The 16,375-nt window shown below is 33.0% G+C and carries 17 protein-coding genes and 1 tRNA gene; 6 read left to right on the plus strand and 12 right to left on the minus strand.

Features of this window, described 5'->3' with window-relative positions; all coding sequences use genetic code 11:
* Positions 1–52 precede the first annotated feature (52 nt).
* The 3 genes from ACFFLS_RS10560 to ACFFLS_RS10570 all read right to left on the minus strand — a co-directional run bounded on the left by ACFFLS_RS10560 (position 53) and on the right by ACFFLS_RS10570 (position 1,813).
* On the minus strand, positions 53–610 hold the full coding sequence (locus ACFFLS_RS10560; RefSeq protein ID WP_379684974.1) for a suppressor of fused domain protein: 558 nt from the start codon (positions 608–610) through the stop codon (positions 53–55).
* A gap of 194 nt (positions 611–804) precedes the next feature.
* Positions 805–1,515 carry a TauD/TfdA family dioxygenase gene (locus tag ACFFLS_RS10565; protein WP_379684973.1) on the minus strand — a complete coding sequence of 237 codons (711 nt, stop codon included), beginning with the start codon at positions 1,513–1,515 and terminating at the stop codon, positions 805–807.
* Positions 1,490–1,813: a hypothetical protein gene (locus ACFFLS_RS10570; protein ID WP_379684971.1), complete on the minus strand. Its 324-nt coding sequence runs from the start codon at positions 1,811–1,813 to the stop codon at positions 1,490–1,492. Before ACFFLS_RS10570 ends, ACFFLS_RS10565 begins: the two co-directional genes overlap by 26 nt.
* Before the next feature lie 517 nt (positions 1,814–2,330).
* Between ACFFLS_RS10570 and ACFFLS_RS10575 the strand changes: the two genes are divergently transcribed.
* The 3 genes from ACFFLS_RS10575 (at position 2,331) to ACFFLS_RS10585 (ending at position 4,883) form a co-directional block, all read left to right on the plus strand.
* A complete protein-coding gene (locus ACFFLS_RS10575) occupies positions 2,331–3,248 on the plus strand; it encodes a tetratricopeptide repeat protein (RefSeq protein ID WP_379684970.1) in 918 nt (305 codons plus the stop codon).
* A gap of 152 nt (positions 3,249–3,400) precedes the next feature.
* Positions 3,401–3,982, plus strand: coding sequence for a hypothetical protein (locus ACFFLS_RS10580; protein ID WP_379684969.1), 582 nt, complete (start codon positions 3,401–3,403; stop codon positions 3,980–3,982).
* A gap of 172 nt (positions 3,983–4,154) precedes the next feature.
* Positions 4,155–4,883, plus strand: coding sequence for a hypothetical protein (locus ACFFLS_RS10585; protein ID WP_379684968.1), 729 nt, complete (start codon positions 4,155–4,157; stop codon positions 4,881–4,883).
* 165 nt (positions 4,884–5,048) lie between these two features.
* On the opposite strand, the gene ACFFLS_RS10590 is transcribed toward ACFFLS_RS10585, so the two are convergent.
* On the minus strand, positions 5,049–5,552 hold the full coding sequence (locus ACFFLS_RS10590; protein WP_379684967.1) for a winged helix-turn-helix transcriptional regulator: 504 nt from the start codon (positions 5,550–5,552) through the stop codon (positions 5,049–5,051).
* Here ACFFLS_RS10590 and ACFFLS_RS10595 point away from each other — a divergent pair.
* The 3 genes from ACFFLS_RS10595 to ACFFLS_RS10605 all read left to right on the plus strand — a co-directional run bounded on the left by ACFFLS_RS10595 (position 5,551) and on the right by ACFFLS_RS10605 (position 7,180).
* Entirely contained in the window at positions 5,551–5,991 is a 441-nt protein-coding gene (locus ACFFLS_RS10595) for a nuclear transport factor 2 family protein (protein ID WP_379684966.1), read from the plus strand. The genes ACFFLS_RS10590 and ACFFLS_RS10595 overlap by 2 nt on opposite strands.
* 10 nt (positions 5,992–6,001) lie before the next feature.
* A complete protein-coding gene (locus ACFFLS_RS10600; protein ID WP_379684965.1) occupies positions 6,002–6,364 on the plus strand; it encodes a DoxX family protein in 363 nt (120 codons plus the stop codon).
* Positions 6,365–6,718: 354 nt separating this feature from the next.
* Positions 6,719–7,180: a DUF6438 domain-containing protein gene (locus tag ACFFLS_RS10605; protein ID WP_379684964.1), complete on the plus strand. Its 462-nt coding sequence runs from the start codon at positions 6,719–6,721 to the stop codon at positions 7,178–7,180.
* A gap of 121 nt (positions 7,181–7,301) precedes the next feature.
* Here the strand turns inward: ACFFLS_RS10605 and ACFFLS_RS10610 are convergent.
* The 8 genes from ACFFLS_RS10610 to ACFFLS_RS10645 all read right to left on the minus strand — a co-directional run bounded on the left by ACFFLS_RS10610 (position 7,302) and on the right by ACFFLS_RS10645 (position 16,325).
* Positions 7,302–7,375, minus strand: a tRNA-Arg gene (locus tag ACFFLS_RS10610).
* A 119-nt stretch (positions 7,376–7,494) separates the two neighbouring features.
* Positions 7,495–7,944: a GatB/YqeY domain-containing protein gene (locus ACFFLS_RS10615; protein ID WP_379684963.1), complete on the minus strand. Its 450-nt coding sequence runs from the start codon at positions 7,942–7,944 to the stop codon at positions 7,495–7,497.
* Between the two features lie 248 nt (positions 7,945–8,192).
* Positions 8,193–10,193 carry a cell division protein FtsZ gene (ftsZ, locus tag ACFFLS_RS10620; RefSeq protein ID WP_379684962.1) on the minus strand — a complete coding sequence of 667 codons (2,001 nt, stop codon included), beginning with the start codon at positions 10,191–10,193 and terminating at the stop codon, positions 8,193–8,195.
* 78 nt (positions 10,194–10,271) lie between these two features.
* Positions 10,272–11,678 (minus strand): cell division protein FtsA, encoded by a 1,407-nt coding sequence (gene ftsA, locus ACFFLS_RS10625; RefSeq protein WP_379684960.1) that lies wholly within the window; start codon positions 11,676–11,678, stop codon positions 10,272–10,274.
* A gap of 6 nt (positions 11,679–11,684) precedes the next feature.
* On the minus strand, positions 11,685–12,407 hold the full coding sequence (locus ACFFLS_RS10630; RefSeq protein ID WP_379689361.1) for a cell division protein FtsQ/DivIB: 723 nt from the start codon (positions 12,405–12,407) through the stop codon (positions 11,685–11,687).
* On the minus strand, positions 12,394–13,743 hold the full coding sequence (murC, locus tag ACFFLS_RS10635) for a UDP-N-acetylmuramate--L-alanine ligase (RefSeq protein ID WP_379684957.1): 1,350 nt from the start codon (positions 13,741–13,743) through the stop codon (positions 12,394–12,396). The genes ACFFLS_RS10630 and murC overlap by 14 nt, the downstream gene beginning before the upstream one ends.
* A gap of 155 nt (positions 13,744–13,898) precedes the next feature.
* Positions 13,899–14,984, minus strand: a complete 1,086-nt coding sequence (gene murG, locus ACFFLS_RS10640; protein ID WP_379689363.1) for an undecaprenyldiphospho-muramoylpentapeptide beta-N-acetylglucosaminyltransferase — start codon at positions 14,982–14,984, stop codon at positions 13,899–13,901.
* 27 nt (positions 14,985–15,011) lie between these two features.
* Complete coding sequence (locus tag ACFFLS_RS10645) at positions 15,012–16,325, minus strand: FtsW/RodA/SpoVE family cell cycle protein (protein ID WP_379684955.1); 1,314 nt, start codon at positions 16,323–16,325, stop codon at positions 15,012–15,014.
* Between the last annotated feature and the right edge of the window lie 50 nt (positions 16,326–16,375).

Here is a 16,375-nt window from a genome sequence, read left to right on the forward strand (position 1 = left end):
AGCAGGAAGTTCTAACAAATCGTTTTTGCTTAAGATTTCTAATTGCAATTGGTTAAACTAAAGAAGTTCTCAAAGGATTTAAATAATCCAGTTGTTTTTCTTCAAAAAGCTCTTCTAAAGCCTCACAGCCATGTTCTATTTTATAATCTCTTTCCGCTAGTGTAATCGGAATAAGCCAATAGCAATGGATTATTTTATCTTCAAATTGAAAAATCTCCAAATTCTCTCCATCAAGATAAGGCAATGAAATAAAAGCATGGTCGCATTCTGATTTTTCAAGCCATGGTCTTCCAATATTTGAGGTATGATGAATATTAAAAGGCGTTAATCTGTGATGAGAAGCATGAACAGTCAATAACTCAACCAAAGAATTATCTTGTCTCTGAGAATAAATAACCAATTCAATTAAGTTATCATCGATTAAATCTGCTGACATTCCAACAGTGCAATACGCCCACATATTGTGAACATTATTTGGAGCAAATTCTAAAACAAAGAACTCGGGATGGGTTTTCCACGTTGGACCTATTTCCCATTTTATCTTTTTTCCAGAAACTCCAAAATAGGAATTGTAATGTTCTGTCAATTCGGTAGAATAATTCTGTTCCATTCGTTTTTTATTGTAGACTATTAAGGACAATTTAGTCGTCAAAAGAATCTTGCTTATTATTTGACAAAGTGAACTTAATAACTTTGCAATCAATATGCAAATAAAAGCAATCCTAAGATTTTAGATTCCTTACGGAGTTCTAAACCTCTATTGAAAGCTATAAATTAAAAAATAAAAGCTCTAGAACTTATTTTTTAATTCACATTAAACCTTATTCTTTTGATTAATCTATTTGAGTTTACATCTATTGCGTCTCGCCCGTGCAATAATAAATCATTTCTAAACAATACTAAATCTTGTTTTTCCAATTTAATTTTAAACGAATTAGCTGCAAATATTTTATCCAAATTATTGAGCACTTCAATTTCTTTCTCACTAATTTTAGAAAATGATTCCATAGTTATTCGGTCATAACAAATCTGATAACGTTCATTATTGCCGCTTAAAATGCTTCTGTACTGATTTCGGAATTTCCATTTTTTATTTAACAAGTCATCAATAGCATCTTCAGACAATTGACTTATTATTTTGTTTAAAAAGATAAAGTTATTTGCACCTTGTTCCTTGATGGCAGGTTCAACACACAAAAGCCCTACACAGTTCGGAATTATATCAAAATCGGCACAATCAGTATGTAAAGGAAAAGCCAAAGACGAAGTGGCAATAGAGGTGAAAAAATTATTTTGTTTCGATATTTTGACATCGAAAACATCTTGCCTACAATTATTTCTATTTTCTTTAATAGAATCACCAATACTATTGATGAATGATTGAAATTCGTAATCTGATAAAGGAAAGTTTTTTATGAGAACTATTGTTTGTCCTTTTCGTAATGTTTCTATAATCTTTTGAAGATTAAAATCTTTTTCAAAATCACAACTAGTTAACAAGTCCGACGTTTCCATCAATAAATAAGCTTAATTCATTATTGAATCCGTTTTTTGGGAAACTGTTAATTTTTTGTTCTAAATCCTCAATAAGTCTATATACCCCAAATTCAGTTCCTGATTTATAATAATAGCTACAGGATATTTTCTCTACATTCCCATCCCATGTAAGTTCTGTGTGAACTGGAATTTCGGTGATTTCATGAATTTTTGAAAAGAGTTCCCCAATTGTAGCGCTTTCATCAATATCCAGAACATTTAAAACTAAAGGAGTTTGGTTGTCATCATCCAACTCTGAAAAAAATTCAATTTCCATCTTGTATATACTTAGTTGTTTAAATTCTATTAAATCGCTTGGCTAATATAAAAAAATTGCAAGGCTAAATTTCTAAAAACTTGTTGGAAAATATTTTTATCTATAAAAAGATAATCTAAAATAGCTTAACATATAAGAGATTTTCATTTTGAAAACCTCTGACAGGTTTCAAGCCATAAAGCCCTGAGAATTTACATTCTCTGGCATTCAAAATTTATAGCGACCTTGACAGTACAGAATTTGAATCAATGGTTGGAAGATTTAAAGATTTTGAGTGATGTGTAATTTTACTATTGGCTAGAGTCTCTTTAAAGCAGCAAGACCAATGAAATTTACTCTCAAATAAGACGAAAAGCATTCGACAAATAAAAAGTTCGTTTGATGATTTATACAATAAAAATCCTATTTTTGAAAACAAAAAGGTTGCCATTTTTTAGGCATAGCGCCTGTATTTAAAGTAGATAAATCTAACATTACCAATTACATATACGAGTTATTAGCCATTTACCAAACACATATGAAAGCAATTCTAATATTCTTGATTTCTATCGCTATCGTATCCTGTAAAGATAGTCACGATGTATTACATGAAGAGATGGATAAAATTTCTGAAGAATTTAGAAAATTTGACATAATGCTAGTTGAACTTTACAAGAAATCAGAAAAAGATCCCAAAAAAGTTATCACAATCGTTGATAGTTTATTAATTGAAAATACTAACGAAACTGACAAATATAAATCCCAAATAAAAACCAATATTGAAAGGGATTTACATTATTTCAAAGCCGAATTGCTATATAAAACGGGTAAATACAATGAATCCATAAATGAACTAAATTTAAAAAGTAATGAAATAAATATTAATAAAACTGGAACCTCTGCCATTGCTTATGTGGCAAACTATATCAAATTGAAGGATTTTAAAGCTGCAAAATCTTTTCTCGATAGTGTTGGTAATTCGAACGGAAATTACTACGCACTTGGGAATTATTATGAAAGTATCGGAGACAAAACCTCTGCTCTTAAAACGTATAAATATAATCTTGAAGAAGACAAATCGAGAAAACATTTTATTTATTATGTATGGACTCAAAAAAGAGTTGATGAGCTTGAAAAGAATAAACCTTTACTGAATGAAGTTTTTTTTCCAACTGGTAATCCAAGCTTTGAAATTTGTGAGGTTTGTAATATCGACAATGAAAAACGAGAAAAGATTACGCAATTATTGATAAAAATGCCTGAAAATCAACATTGGTCTTCAACTGCTATTTTAGAATCTCCATACGACACTGGAAAAAGTTATTATTGGATCAGAGTAGAAGTCGACAATAAAGAATTAAATTATTATGTAGACCAAAAAACTTTTGAAATAAAATACTTCAATCCAAAAACTAAAACTGTAATGCCATTAGAGGACTGGCGAAAGAGAAAATAAAAACGGCTTATAAAAGCTACTACAACGAATTTGAATAATTCGTTTAATGGAAGAATGGGCTTAATTTAGTCTCAAACCCGCTGTAGTACAAAGACGTTGGCCGTCAGCGTGAAAAAACCTAACAGAAATAAAAAATCTTTTAAATTACTAAAATGCAAAAAACATTCAAATCTCAAATTACATTTTTATTATTAAGCTTTTGCACATTAACAATTGGACAAAACTATAAAGGAGAAATAGTTAATATAAAAAATGAAACCTTACCTGTTGAAATCATACTTGATGCTTCTTCATTTAATGTTAATAGATTAATCAAATTACAAGACAAAATCACTGTAATTCAAAATGGGACTAAATTAGAATATTTACCAAAAGATTTGAAAACTTTCAAAATCGAATTAGAAAAAGAAACGATAACATTTGAAAGTGTTGATGAGGCAATATTTGCGCAAGGATTATATTCCAACAAAGTAAAACTTTATAAAATATTGAAACAAATATCTCATGGCCATATTGTTAGATATTACGTGATTAAAAAACCTAACATCAATAATTTGGCACAAATGCCAGCAATGGGATTAAGCAGATTAATAAAAAAAGACGCAATGTTACCGGCAATAGAAGATTGTAAAATTTCATACGACAAAGTTAAAAATGATGAAATTAAAATTAAAGATGAAAAAATATTGATTGACTTTATAAAAGACTATGAAAGCAATTGTTTTCAAAACTAAATAAAAAGCCGAACCTTCAACAGCCATTACAACGGATTTGAGCAATAGGCTTAATGGAAAAATGGTTTTGTATTTGGAAAAAAAGTTTTTAACCGAAAGTTAGGCTTTCTTAATCCAAGCCTGCTTGTAACGCGAGAACGTTAGCTGTTATTTTAAACAAAAATAAATCTTAATGGAACATAAATTTAATGATTGGGCAATGTACCTTAATGTTTGCGCTTCATATAGTGAAACATTTCGACAAGAGATGTCTATGCAACTTCTGGAAGAGTTTTATAGATTATTGGAATTTGAATCTAAACCTACAAAAAACAAATTTCGGCTTAGTGTAGGCCTGCATCCATTAAAAACGGAATATGAGAATGGGTATGCATTTTCAGTTGTACATATTGTAGCTCCAGATTCACTATCTAGACCTGTAACTGCTTATTGGAAACCTAAAAATGGTGAAAGTGTTGAAAACGCATTTTCCTTAGATATATGGAATAAAGAAAACATCGAATTTGGTTGGTGTACTGATTTCGACAAAAATGTTTTTTTAGTATATTTTGAACCCAAAAATTTAATCCCTAAGAAACAGCTTGAATCGAATTTTGACTATGAATATGATTATACATTATTTCCAGACTTAAGTTGTACAATTTGTTTTTCTAGAAAAGTTTATCTGAATGAATTAATTCAAATAGCAACAATTCTTACCGAAACAATAAAAGACTCTTATATTTCAGATTTGAGAAACGAAGATGGAGAAATGGAGTCAAACAAAAACAATGAAACAATTGTAATATTTGATTTCCAAGATAATGATTTTGAAAAATCAAAAAAACAACTTGAAAATGCAATAAAGAAAATAGGACAAAATAGTGTTGGTAAATTAATCGAAAAAATTATTGTTGAATAAAAACAACAGCTAACAGCATTTTTGCGAGATTTGGGCAAGAAGCTTAACCATAAAAATAAGCCTGAGAATGTAGATTCTCAGGCTTTTAAAATTTACAGTGACCTTGACGGTACAGGATTTGAACCTTTTTATTGGTTAATTTTAAAGTTTTAGCTAAAATCTCTATTATTCTCTTTTCTTTGAGTTTACAGATGACCTTTCTGTTTTTATTTTTTGACGGTGCTGCATTCCCCATTTTGTCATTGCTTCTACAACTTCTTGCAATGTTTGGCTATACGGCAATAATTCATACTCAATGCTGACGGGATAACCTACAGCAACTTTTTTTACAATGAAGCCATTAATTTCCAATTCTTTTAATTCACTTGAAAGAACTCTTGCTGAAATTCCATTAACCTGCCTCTGAATCTCAGTAAATCTTTTGTTTCCTCTAGCCATTGAAATTATAATCATTAATTTCCATTTGCCTCCAATTGCATAAAGTGCATCTGATACCGCCATTAAAACTACGTTACATTCTTCGCTAAATGCCTTATTGTCAATTTGTTTTTCAGACGATTCTTTCATAATACGATATTGTAAGTTACTAACCTTTAGGTAACGACTAATAAATTGTAAGCGAATATAAGATAATTTTGTTTCTAATAATTTAAAAAATATAGAAATCATGACATTAGAAACTTTAAGAATCAAAGAAGAATTAAGAACGCTTATTGATGATTATGCCACTTTAGGAGACGAGAAAAAAATTTCTCAGGTAATGGATTTATTTACTCCAGATGTAAAATATGACGTTTACATGAACAACTCATTAATCTCAACCGTTTCTGGAAGAGAAAACATGGAAAGGGATTTTAATAAACATGCAGCAGATGTAAAAACTTATTTTACAATAAATGGACAACATAAAGTTATCATTGACGGGAATGTTGCCACTGGAATTTCATTTTCTCAACTCAAAATGATTAGAGAAAATGATGGGAAAGATATTTTATCTGATTACAGTGTTAGGTATGAAGATAACTATGTTTTCCAAGATGGTAAATGGTTAATAAAAGAGCGAACAGGCTATTTCTTAATTATTGAAACAAAAATATTAAGCAATTAAATTAACTTTAATGAAAACAATAAAGATAATTACCACTTTACTTACATCATTAACCATCTCAATGGTAGCAATAAGTGGATTTATGAAAATCATTCATCTGCCATGGTCTGTCGATGGCTTGATAAAATTTAATTTACCAAATTCTGCGACAGTTCTGGGACTAATGGAGGTAGCTTTTGCAATCTTGTTTATCTTTCCAAATACAATGCGTATCGGATTTATTTTGCTCTGCTGCTATTTTTCAGGCGCAATGGCAACAGAACTGTCACATGATGGCTCAATGATAAATCCTGCAATACCTCTGACTTTAATTTGGATTACAGCATATATTCGAGACAAAAGTTTGTTTTTAACTTCAGCAAAACAAAAATAATTATTAAAACAGCATATGTTTATACAAACTAACTCAGATTACTTTGAATACAAAAAAACGCCTTGATATATAAGGCGTTTGTTGTTTTTAGCAGAGAAATTATACGTTAAAATTAAAAACTCCCTTTTGATGATTAATAAGCTTATTATTATATATTTGATAATAAATGCTAGCAATATATACTAGTTGCAGAAATTTCAAAAACATCATGTCGATAAATATTACAGGAATTTTAATAGATTACATTCCAAATTCAAAAGTGAATTAGGAATCAAAAGATTTTGAAGTATCATTGATTAATCAACTTTCTCAAAAAAACCTTTCGATATCATTTATTACAAAACAAAAACACCCATGACCAAAAATTATTGTTTTTTATTGATTCTTAGCTTATGCATTAGTTGTCAAAAATATTCTCAAAAAGAAATACGCGACAATAATTCTGATTCCGTAATCAAAGTTGAAATGCATTTAGATGGCTTTGGAGTCGAGGGAGATAATTTTCCTTCTTCAATTGTTGGAGAAATAGATTTTGAAAACAAAAAGAGTAATTTCGAAAAAGACTATTATGATCCATCAATTAAAGCATCGACTTATGTTTTAAGCGATAAGGAAATTAAAACATTATTTGAATTAATTCAAAAAGCTGATTTAACTAAACTTAAAAAGGAATATTCAATTGGCGATAATAGACCAGACCAACCAAGATCTAAAATGACAATCTATACAGAATACAACCAATATGAAATTGATGATTACGGACTTAGAGGCGATACTTTATTGATTAAAATATATGATATCGCATATAAAATATAGCAATCACTAATAGCATGAATTTAATGCAAATTAAATCGAACTATTGTCGGATTAATTTTTGTTCTCAAAAAAAAAACGCCTTGATATACAAGGCGTTTATTGTTTACTAATACAGTTTTTGTGACCCCGGAGGGGTTCGAACCCCCAACCCTCAGAGCCGAAATCTGATATTCTATCCAGTTGAACTACGAGGTCAAAAACATTTAAATTTCAATTTTTTAAATTCCAAATTCCAATGCTAAACTTGGAATTTGGAATTTATATGTTGAGTTTTCCAATTTGGAATTTGGATTTTCTTTATTGGAATTTAAAAATTACGATAATAATTTCTTTACAATTGTAGAAATGGTTTTTCCTTCAGCAGTTCCGCCTAATTGTGCAGATGCCAATCCCATAACTTTTCCCATTGAAGCAATTCCAGAAGCTCCTGTTTCTGTAATGATTTTAGCAATTACAGCTTCTACTTCTTCTTCGCTTAATTGAGCTGGTAAAAACTTCTCGATCACAGCAACCTGAGCCAATTCTGGTTCTGCCAAGTCCGAACGATTTTGTTCTGTAAAGATTCTTGCGCTTTCTTTACGTGTTTTTACCAATTTCTGAAGCAATTTTATTTCTTCTTCCTTCGATAAATCTTCTTTAGTGCCAGAAGCAGTTGCTGCCAGTAATAATTCAGATTTAATAGCTCTTAAAGCTTCTAATGCAACAGTATCTTTAGCTTTCATGGCGTTTTTAATTTCGTCCATGATTTGTGTTTGTAAACTCATGTATCTTTTATTTTAATAAGCTGTGCTTATAAATTAATATGAAGTTCTTGTCTTTTTCTAACAAATGTAGAAAACTTGATTTATCAGGTTCAGATAAAAAAGTTTTTTTGACTCTATTCAGAAAGACAATATTGAATTCAAATCGTATTTTAAAAAGTCAAATTTTTAAATTCTGTGCGAAGATAAAAAAAATAACCCGAAAATTAAATGCAATTTTCGGGTTGTCTTAATTTTATATTTTTTTAAGACTAATCTACATTATCATGCAAAAACGAATTGTTTGAACGTAATTGTAAATCGTTGTTACTGTCTGTTCCCACAGAAATTCTTGAATTCGTATTATTTGAATGCGAATTAGATAAATCGATTCCTAATCTTTTATAAGCTGGCTCTTTTTCCAACTCATCAATTCTAGAAACATTGTTGTGGAATTTATAATTAAACTCTTTTAGTTTTCTTCTTCTTTCCTCAGCTCTCAAACGAAGTGTTTCCTCGATTGTCAATTCCATTGGAGAAACTTCTGAAGTGGTTGTAAAATCTTGCTGGCTTGCAAAATCTACTCTTGGCTTCAACGTAATGTTCAATTCCTCAGGAATTACTTCTTCTACAGGTTTTTCTGCAGGTTTAGACGAAATCAATTCGTTTTCAACCTCCATATATTCTTCAAGAGAATAACGAACAACTCCGTTTTCTGCCACTTCTGTAACAGGCACAAACTGTACTGGATCATTCACTTTGATGTCGCGAGTTTCGTTTGTTAATTCAAACAAGATTCTGTTATTGTTATCTTCAGCAACTGGCTCTTTTTTTACAGGCTCTTGTCTAAACAAAGGTAAATCAAAAGAAAAAGCTGTTTGCTCTTCTTTTTCAAACACTCTTTGTTGTTGCTGTACGGGCGGCTGTATCTCTTGAACCGTTGGCTTCTCTGGAGAAGTAATCGTAAAATCGATATCTGTAATCGGTGAAACGATTTCAAAAGTTACATCCAGATTTTTGATGAACTCAGACATAACCACCAATTCTTCCTGATTGATTGCTGGAGCAACAGCAGTTTGTTGAGGCTGAGGTTGAGCTGTAGCAGTAAACGGCTCTGTATCATCTGTCAATTCAAAAACAATTTTCTCTTCGGCTTTAGTCGTTGGCGTATCAACTGTTAAATCAAAAGAAGTTATTGGTCTGTTGGTTAGATTATGAACACTTCTTTGCTCATCTTCCAACGTATGAATTATTTTTTTAGGTTCTGTATTAACGATTTCATTTTGCTGTTCTACATCAAAACCAGTAGCAATAATAGTTACAGCAATAGCCTCACCAAGAGTTTCGTCTTCACCAACCCCCATGATGATGTTTGCATTGTAACCAGCTTCAGCCTGAATGTGGTCGTTAATTTCTCCGATTTCATCAAGAGTTATCTCATTAGTTCCAGAAACGATAAGCAACAATACGTTTTTGGCACCTGTAATTTTGTTATCATTTAACAACGGAGAATCCAAAGCAGAAACAATTGCATCTTTTGCTCTGTTTTCACCAGTTGCCACAGATGACCCCATGATGGCGGTTCCGCTGTTAGCTAAAACAGTTTTGGCATCACGTAAATCGATATTTTGAGTATAGTGGTGCGTGATTACTTCAGCAATACCTCTTGAGGCTGTTGCTAAAACTTCATCTGCTTTAGAAAATCCAGCTTTAAAGCCAAGATTTCCGTACACTTCTCTTAATTTATTATTGTTGATTACAATTAACGAATCTACTTGCTTGCGCAGTTTCTCGATTCCAAGAATTGCCTGTTCCTGACGCACTTTCCCTTCAAACTGAAACGGAATGGTCACGATACCAACTGTCAATATTTCTCTTTCTTTTGCCAATTGAGCAATTACTGGTGCAGCACCCGTACCTGTTCCTCCACCCATTCCGGCTGTAATAAATACCATTTTAGTATTTCTATCCAGCATTTTTTCGATATCAGAAATACTTTCTATAGCCGACTGCTGTCCAACATCAGGATTTGCTCCAGCTCCAAGTCCTTCAGTTAAATTTAATCCTAACTGAATCTTATTTGGAACTGAACTATTTTGAAGTGCTTGCGAATCGGTATTACAAACGATAAAATCAACGCCTTTAATACCTTGCTTAAACATGTGGTTGATTGCGTTGCTTCCGCCGCCTCCTACACCTATTACTTTGATTACATTTGACTGATTTTTTGGTAAATCAAATGAAATACTTCCAAATTCTGAGTTGCTCATCATCTTTTTGGTTTTTTGAAATTCTTATTTATACATTTTTTACTTTTTGACTTGGGGCAAAAAGTAATTTCCTTTTCTTACTTACTCTGCGTTGTCTAAAAATTCTTTGATTTTGTCGACATAACGATCAAAAAATGATCTTCTTATTTTTGTTTCAGTAGACTCTGCTTTTACTGCCTTTGTAACGGTTTCTCTCGGCTGTTCTACAGTTTCTTCTTTCTCAACGTAATTTTCTTCAACTTCGTATCGTTGTACTGGAGTTGGAACATTTTTATAAACAACTTTTGTCTGTTCGTTTACCAATTCCATTCTCACGGCGCTTTGAGAACTGTTTTGAATACTGTTCATCACCAATCCTACTGCCGTAGCAAACAACGGACTTGAAATTTCTTCTCCAGAATTTCCAGCCAGATGTTCATTTGGATAACCAATTCTGGTATCCATACCCGTAATATATTCTACCAGTTGTTTGATGTGCTTCAACTGCGCACCTCCACCTGTCAGAACGATTCCTGCAATCAGTTTTTTGCGTGGATCCTCATGCCCGTACGCTTTGATCTCAGCAAAAACCTGTTCTACAATTTCCACAACTCTTGCGTGGATGATTTTAGACAAGTTCTTAAGCGAAATTTCTTTTGGCTCTCTTCCTCTTAAACCAGGAATAGAGACAATTTCGTTGTCTTTATTCTCTCCAGGCCAAGCCGATCCGAATTTAATCTTTAAAAGTTCCGCTTGTTTTTCAATAATCGAGCAGCCTTCTTTGATATCATCTGTGATCACATTTCCTCCAAAAGGAATTACCGCTGTATGACGAATGATGCCATCTTTAAAAATAGCCAAATCTGTTGTTCCTCCACCGATATCGATAAGCGCAACACCAGCTTCTTTTTCTTCCTGACTCAAAACGGCATCTGCAGAAGCCAATGGTTCTAATGTCAGTCCAGACAATTCAATTCCTGAACTCTGAATACATCTTCCAACATTTCTGATAGATGATGCCTGCCCAACTACAACGTGAAAACTAGATTCTAATCTTCCGCCGTACATTCCGATTGGCTCTTTAATTTCAGACTGTCCGTCAATTTTAAATTCTTGAGGCAGTACGTGAATAATTTCTTCGCCCGGAAGCATTGCCAATTTATTCACCTGATCGATTAAGAGCTGAATGTCATTCTCGCCGATAACTTCCTCCGGATTGTTTCGGCTGATGTAATCTGTATGTTGAATACTTCTGATGTGTTGTCCGGCAATACCCACAACAACATCTTTAATTTTATAACCCGAATTATTCTCTGCTTCGATTATTGCCTGCTGGATTGACTGAATCGTCTGCGTAATGTTGTTTACAACTCCTCTAGCAACACCTAAACTTTTAGATTTGCCGATTCCCAAAATCTCCAGCTTACCATACTCATTTTTCTTGCCAATCATGGCAACGATTTTGGTTGTTCCAATATCTAGACCTACTGCAATATTATCTTTTTCCATTTTCTATTATTTAGTGCAAACTACTTGTTCCGTAAACCTAAGATCAATTTTTTTATATCTGTATAACGTACTATCTAAAACTGCTTTTTGAAAAAACGCTTTATAGTTTCTAAATTTCTTATCAACATTCATCGTTCTGCCGAAATCTATGTAATAATCATAGTTTCGATTAAACATTTTTAGGCTGCCATTAGGCATAATTTGTATCGCAATGATGTTTTTTTTCAAAAACTCATCGTCATAAATTGTGCGGAATAATGCAGCTAAATCTTCGTTATTTTTTTTATTAATTGCCCCCGAAACAAGAGGAACTCTCGCAGTGAAATTGTCCGACAAAGGCATTTTATTTCCTTCATAGTCAATATAAAACGAAGAACCGCCATCATAAACTCTTGCTATGGGCGTCTTTTGTTTTACTTCTGCTTTTAGAACGCCGTCGATACTTACAAAAACATTTGACTTTTCAATCATGTCTTGCTTATCGAGGGTTTTCTCTATCTTATTCAAATCTACTTCATCTTTTCTAATACTGGAAGCTTCTGCTTTATTTTCTATCAACAATTTATTAACCGTTTCCGGCTTCACAAAAAGCGCATTTTCCCCTACAAAAACAACTATAGACTTTTTCAGTTTTCTATCGCCATTTCGATGCTGCGCGAACGAATACAGGAACAAAACCAGTCCAAAAATAAGTACTAAACGAATATTTGTCCAATTAAATATTTTCATTTAAAATCTTTTTAATTGAAGGAACCATTTCTCCTAAATCACCAGCTCCAATTGTTACAATTATCGATGCATCATTGGCTTTGATTTCTGCTAATAAATCTTCTTTCGCAACAATTTTCTTGTTCGAATTAGTCATTTTCCCCAACAGCCATTCTGAGGTCACTCCTTCCATCGGAAGTTCTCTTGCAGGATAAATATCCATTAGAAAAACTTCGTCAAATTGCGACAAACTTGCCGCAAATCCATCTACAAAATCTCTTGTCCTGCTGAATAAGTGAGGCTGAAAAATAGCCAGAACCTTACGTCCTGGATACAATTCTCTTACCGCCTGATGAACAGCATTTATTTCTGTTGGATGATGTGCATAATCATCAATATATACTAAATTTTCAGTTTTAATCTGATACGAAAAACGTCTTCTGATTCCGTTAAACGAAGTAAGAGCCTTTGCGATAGAATCGGTCTCGATTCCATAGGTTTTTGCCATTGCAAGAGCCATCAATCCATTCATCAAATTATGTTTTCCTGGCAATCCAAAGCGCAAATCTTTCATAATTTCAGAAGGCGTCTGAACATCAAAAACATAAGCACCGTCTTCTATTCGAACATTAAAAGCCTTATAAACTGCCTCTTCGTTTACAGCACATTGAACACCATCTAATGGCAATTCGTTTGTAATGAAAAGTTTATTCTTATCTTCTACTTTTGAAGCAAATTCTCTAAAAGAAGCTTCGATTGCATCGCTCGTACCATAGATATCCAAATGATCAGCATCCATGGAAGTCACACAGGCAATATCTGGATGCAGATGAAGAAACGAACGATCAAATTCATCTGCTTCTACTACAGTAACTGTTTTACCGCTTCCAATCAAGTTTGAATTGTAATTTTCTACAATTCCACCAATAAAAGCTGTCACATCTGCACCACTTTGAAACAAAATATGCCCCAAAATACTCGATGTAGTCGTTTTTCCATGTGTTCCCGCAACTGCGAAACAGAAAGTATCTTTTGTAATAATCCCTAAAACTTCGGCACGTTTTTTAACTTCATAATGCCTTTCGATGAAAAAATTCCATTCTGAATGCGTTTTAGGAACAGCTGGTGTAAAAATCACAAGCGTATTTTCTACGTAATAATCTTTCGGAATTAAATTTATATCGTCTTCAAAATGAATATCAATACCACTCTCTATCAATTCATTTGTCAGCATAGAAGGTGTTTTGTCGTAACCTGAAACCTGTTTTCCAATAAATTTGAAATAACGAGCCAGGGCACTCATTCCGATGCCTCCAATACCAATGAAATAGACGTTTTGTATTTGATTTAAATTCATTTTAATGCTAATTTTTCAGACTTGTTACCAGTCTTATTTTTTATAAGAAACTAGTTATTAAATCTTTATATTTATATAGTTTTCATCAGCCTAAATTGCCTAAAATAGGCTTCTAATTTATTTCTGATGTTGTATAATTTCTGTAATAAGTTATATTATAACAACTTTTTTATTTGTTCTACAATTTCTTTTGTGGCATTTGGCCGTGCGATTTTTTTTATATTTTCGCTCAATTGCTTTTGCTTTCCTTGATCTTTCAGCAGCGCTTCAAAAACAATGCTAAACTGACTGTCAAGTTCAGATTCTTTCAACAAAATTGCACCTTTGGCTTCTACGATTGCTTGCGCATTTTTAGTTTGGTGATCCTCAGCAACATTCGGAGACGGAATAAAAATCACCGGTTTTCCGACAATGCACAATTCTGACACTGACGAAGCTCCTGCACGTGAAATTATGACATCAGCAACTGCATACACAAAATCCATTCTTTCTATAAAATCAACCACTTTTACATTTGGCTGATTGTATTTTTTGTAATCTTCAAAATAGAGTTTCCCGCATTGCCAGATTAACTGAACATCTTGGGAAAGGAAATTTTGAAGCTCTTTTTCTATCAACTGATTAATCCTTCTCGCTCCTAAACTTCCGCCTAAAACCAATAATGTTTTTTTATTCGGATCTAGACCGTAAAAAGCGATTGCTTCATCACGTTTTGCCTCTATAGCAATCAAATCCTGACGAACTGGATTTCCCGTTAAAACAATTTTCTCTTTTGGAAAAAAACGTTCTAAGTTTTCGTAAGCGACGCAAATAGCATTTGCTCTTTTGCTCAGTAATTTATTCGTAATTCCAGGAAAAGAATTCTGTTCTTGAATTACTGTTGGAATTCCTGCCAAACCAGCCGCCTGCAATAAGGGGCCGCTGGCAAAACCTCCTGTCCCAATAACCACATTTGGTTTAAACTGTTTCACTATTTTACGTGATTTACTCAAACTGCTTAAATATTTTAAAGGCAGCATCATATTATCCAACGTAATCTTTCTCTGCAATCCGGCAATCCAAAGACCTTTTATTTCGTAACCTGCCTGAGGCACTTTTTGCATTTCCATTTTGTCTTTGGCACCCACAAAAAGAAATTCTGCATCAGGAAATTGTAATTTTAATTCATTTGCAATCGCAATCGCAGGATAGATGTGCCCTCCTGTTCCTCCTCCGCTAAGTATGAATTTATACTTTGTCATCTTTCTAAAAATTACAATATTTTATTTCTATTTATTTAAAACTGCATTCATCGGATTTCTCGAATTATCTTCTATCGAATAAAGAGCTTCTTCTCTCTCATAAATTTCATCAGAAACCAAATCTTCCTCTGCCAGTTCTTTATCAATCAATCGCTGTAAAGCTTCTTTTCGTTTTTCTTTTTCCTCTTTTTCTTCAGCTATCTCTTCTTCTTTTTTAGTTACGCTGATGATAATTCCTAGTGCAAAACAGGTCATCCAGATTGAACTTCCTCCAGAACTTATCAGCGGAAGCGTCTGTCCTGTTACCGGCAATAATTCTACTGCAACCGCCATATTGATCATCGCCTGAAATATCATCGGAAAACCAACGCCGACGACGACTAATTTCCCAAATAAGGTCGGTGCTTTATGAGAGGCAATTACAAATCTGAATAAGAGCAATAAATAAAGAATTACTATAGAAATCCCTCCTACCAAACCATATTCTTCTACAATAATGGCATAAATGAAATCGGAAGACGATTGTGGCAAAAAGTTCTTCTGAACGCTTTTACCTGGCCCCAATCCTCCTAATTTTCCTGAAGCAATTGCGATTTTTGCTTTTTCAATTTGATAATCATCTTCATCTGGATTATCAGTTGTAAAATTCATTATACGTTTTTCCCAGGTTGAAACCCTGCTGAAAAATGATGAATCTGGAAAAGCTTTTGCTACTAAAAGGAAAAACGCCAGCATGGCAACTCCTGAACCAATAATAAAAGCGATATACTTTAAGGGATATTTTCCAATAAATGTCAGCATTAAAACCATTGAAAAAATCAGCGCTGTGGTTGAAAAGTTCGCTGGCAAAATAAGTGCTAACGTAATGAATACCGGAATCCAAAGCTCAATTAACGAGGCTTGAAACGGTTCATTTTCGTCTTTTGTTTTTGACAGATAACGTGCTACATAAATAAAGAGCACAATAGAAGCCAAAGTCGAAGTCTGAAATGTAATTCCGATAAAAGGGACCTGAATCCAACGGCTGGCATTTGCCCCTGCAATCACGGTTCCTTTTAGCAAAGTGTACAACAACAAAATCCAAACCACCGGCAGTGCAATTTTAGAAATCGCCCTGAAATAATGATACGGCACTTTATGCACCAAGTAAATAATCAAGAAACCGATACAAATGTGAGCCAAATGTTTAATAAGGTATCCTAATGTATTCCCGGTTCCATGCCCGATATAGGCAAGATTACTACTCGCACTAAAAACAGGCATAAACGAAAACAAAGCCAATAAAGCCACAAATGACCATATTACTCTATCTCCTTTTAGTTTGTTTACTAGTTGCTTCATTGTAGATTTCTGATTTCAGACTTTAGATTTTAGATTGATTTCTAAAACCT

The organism is Flavobacterium procerum (assembly GCF_042431625.1).
GTDB classification, from domain to species: domain Bacteria; phylum Bacteroidota; class Bacteroidia; order Flavobacteriales; family Flavobacteriaceae; genus Flavobacterium; species Flavobacterium procerum.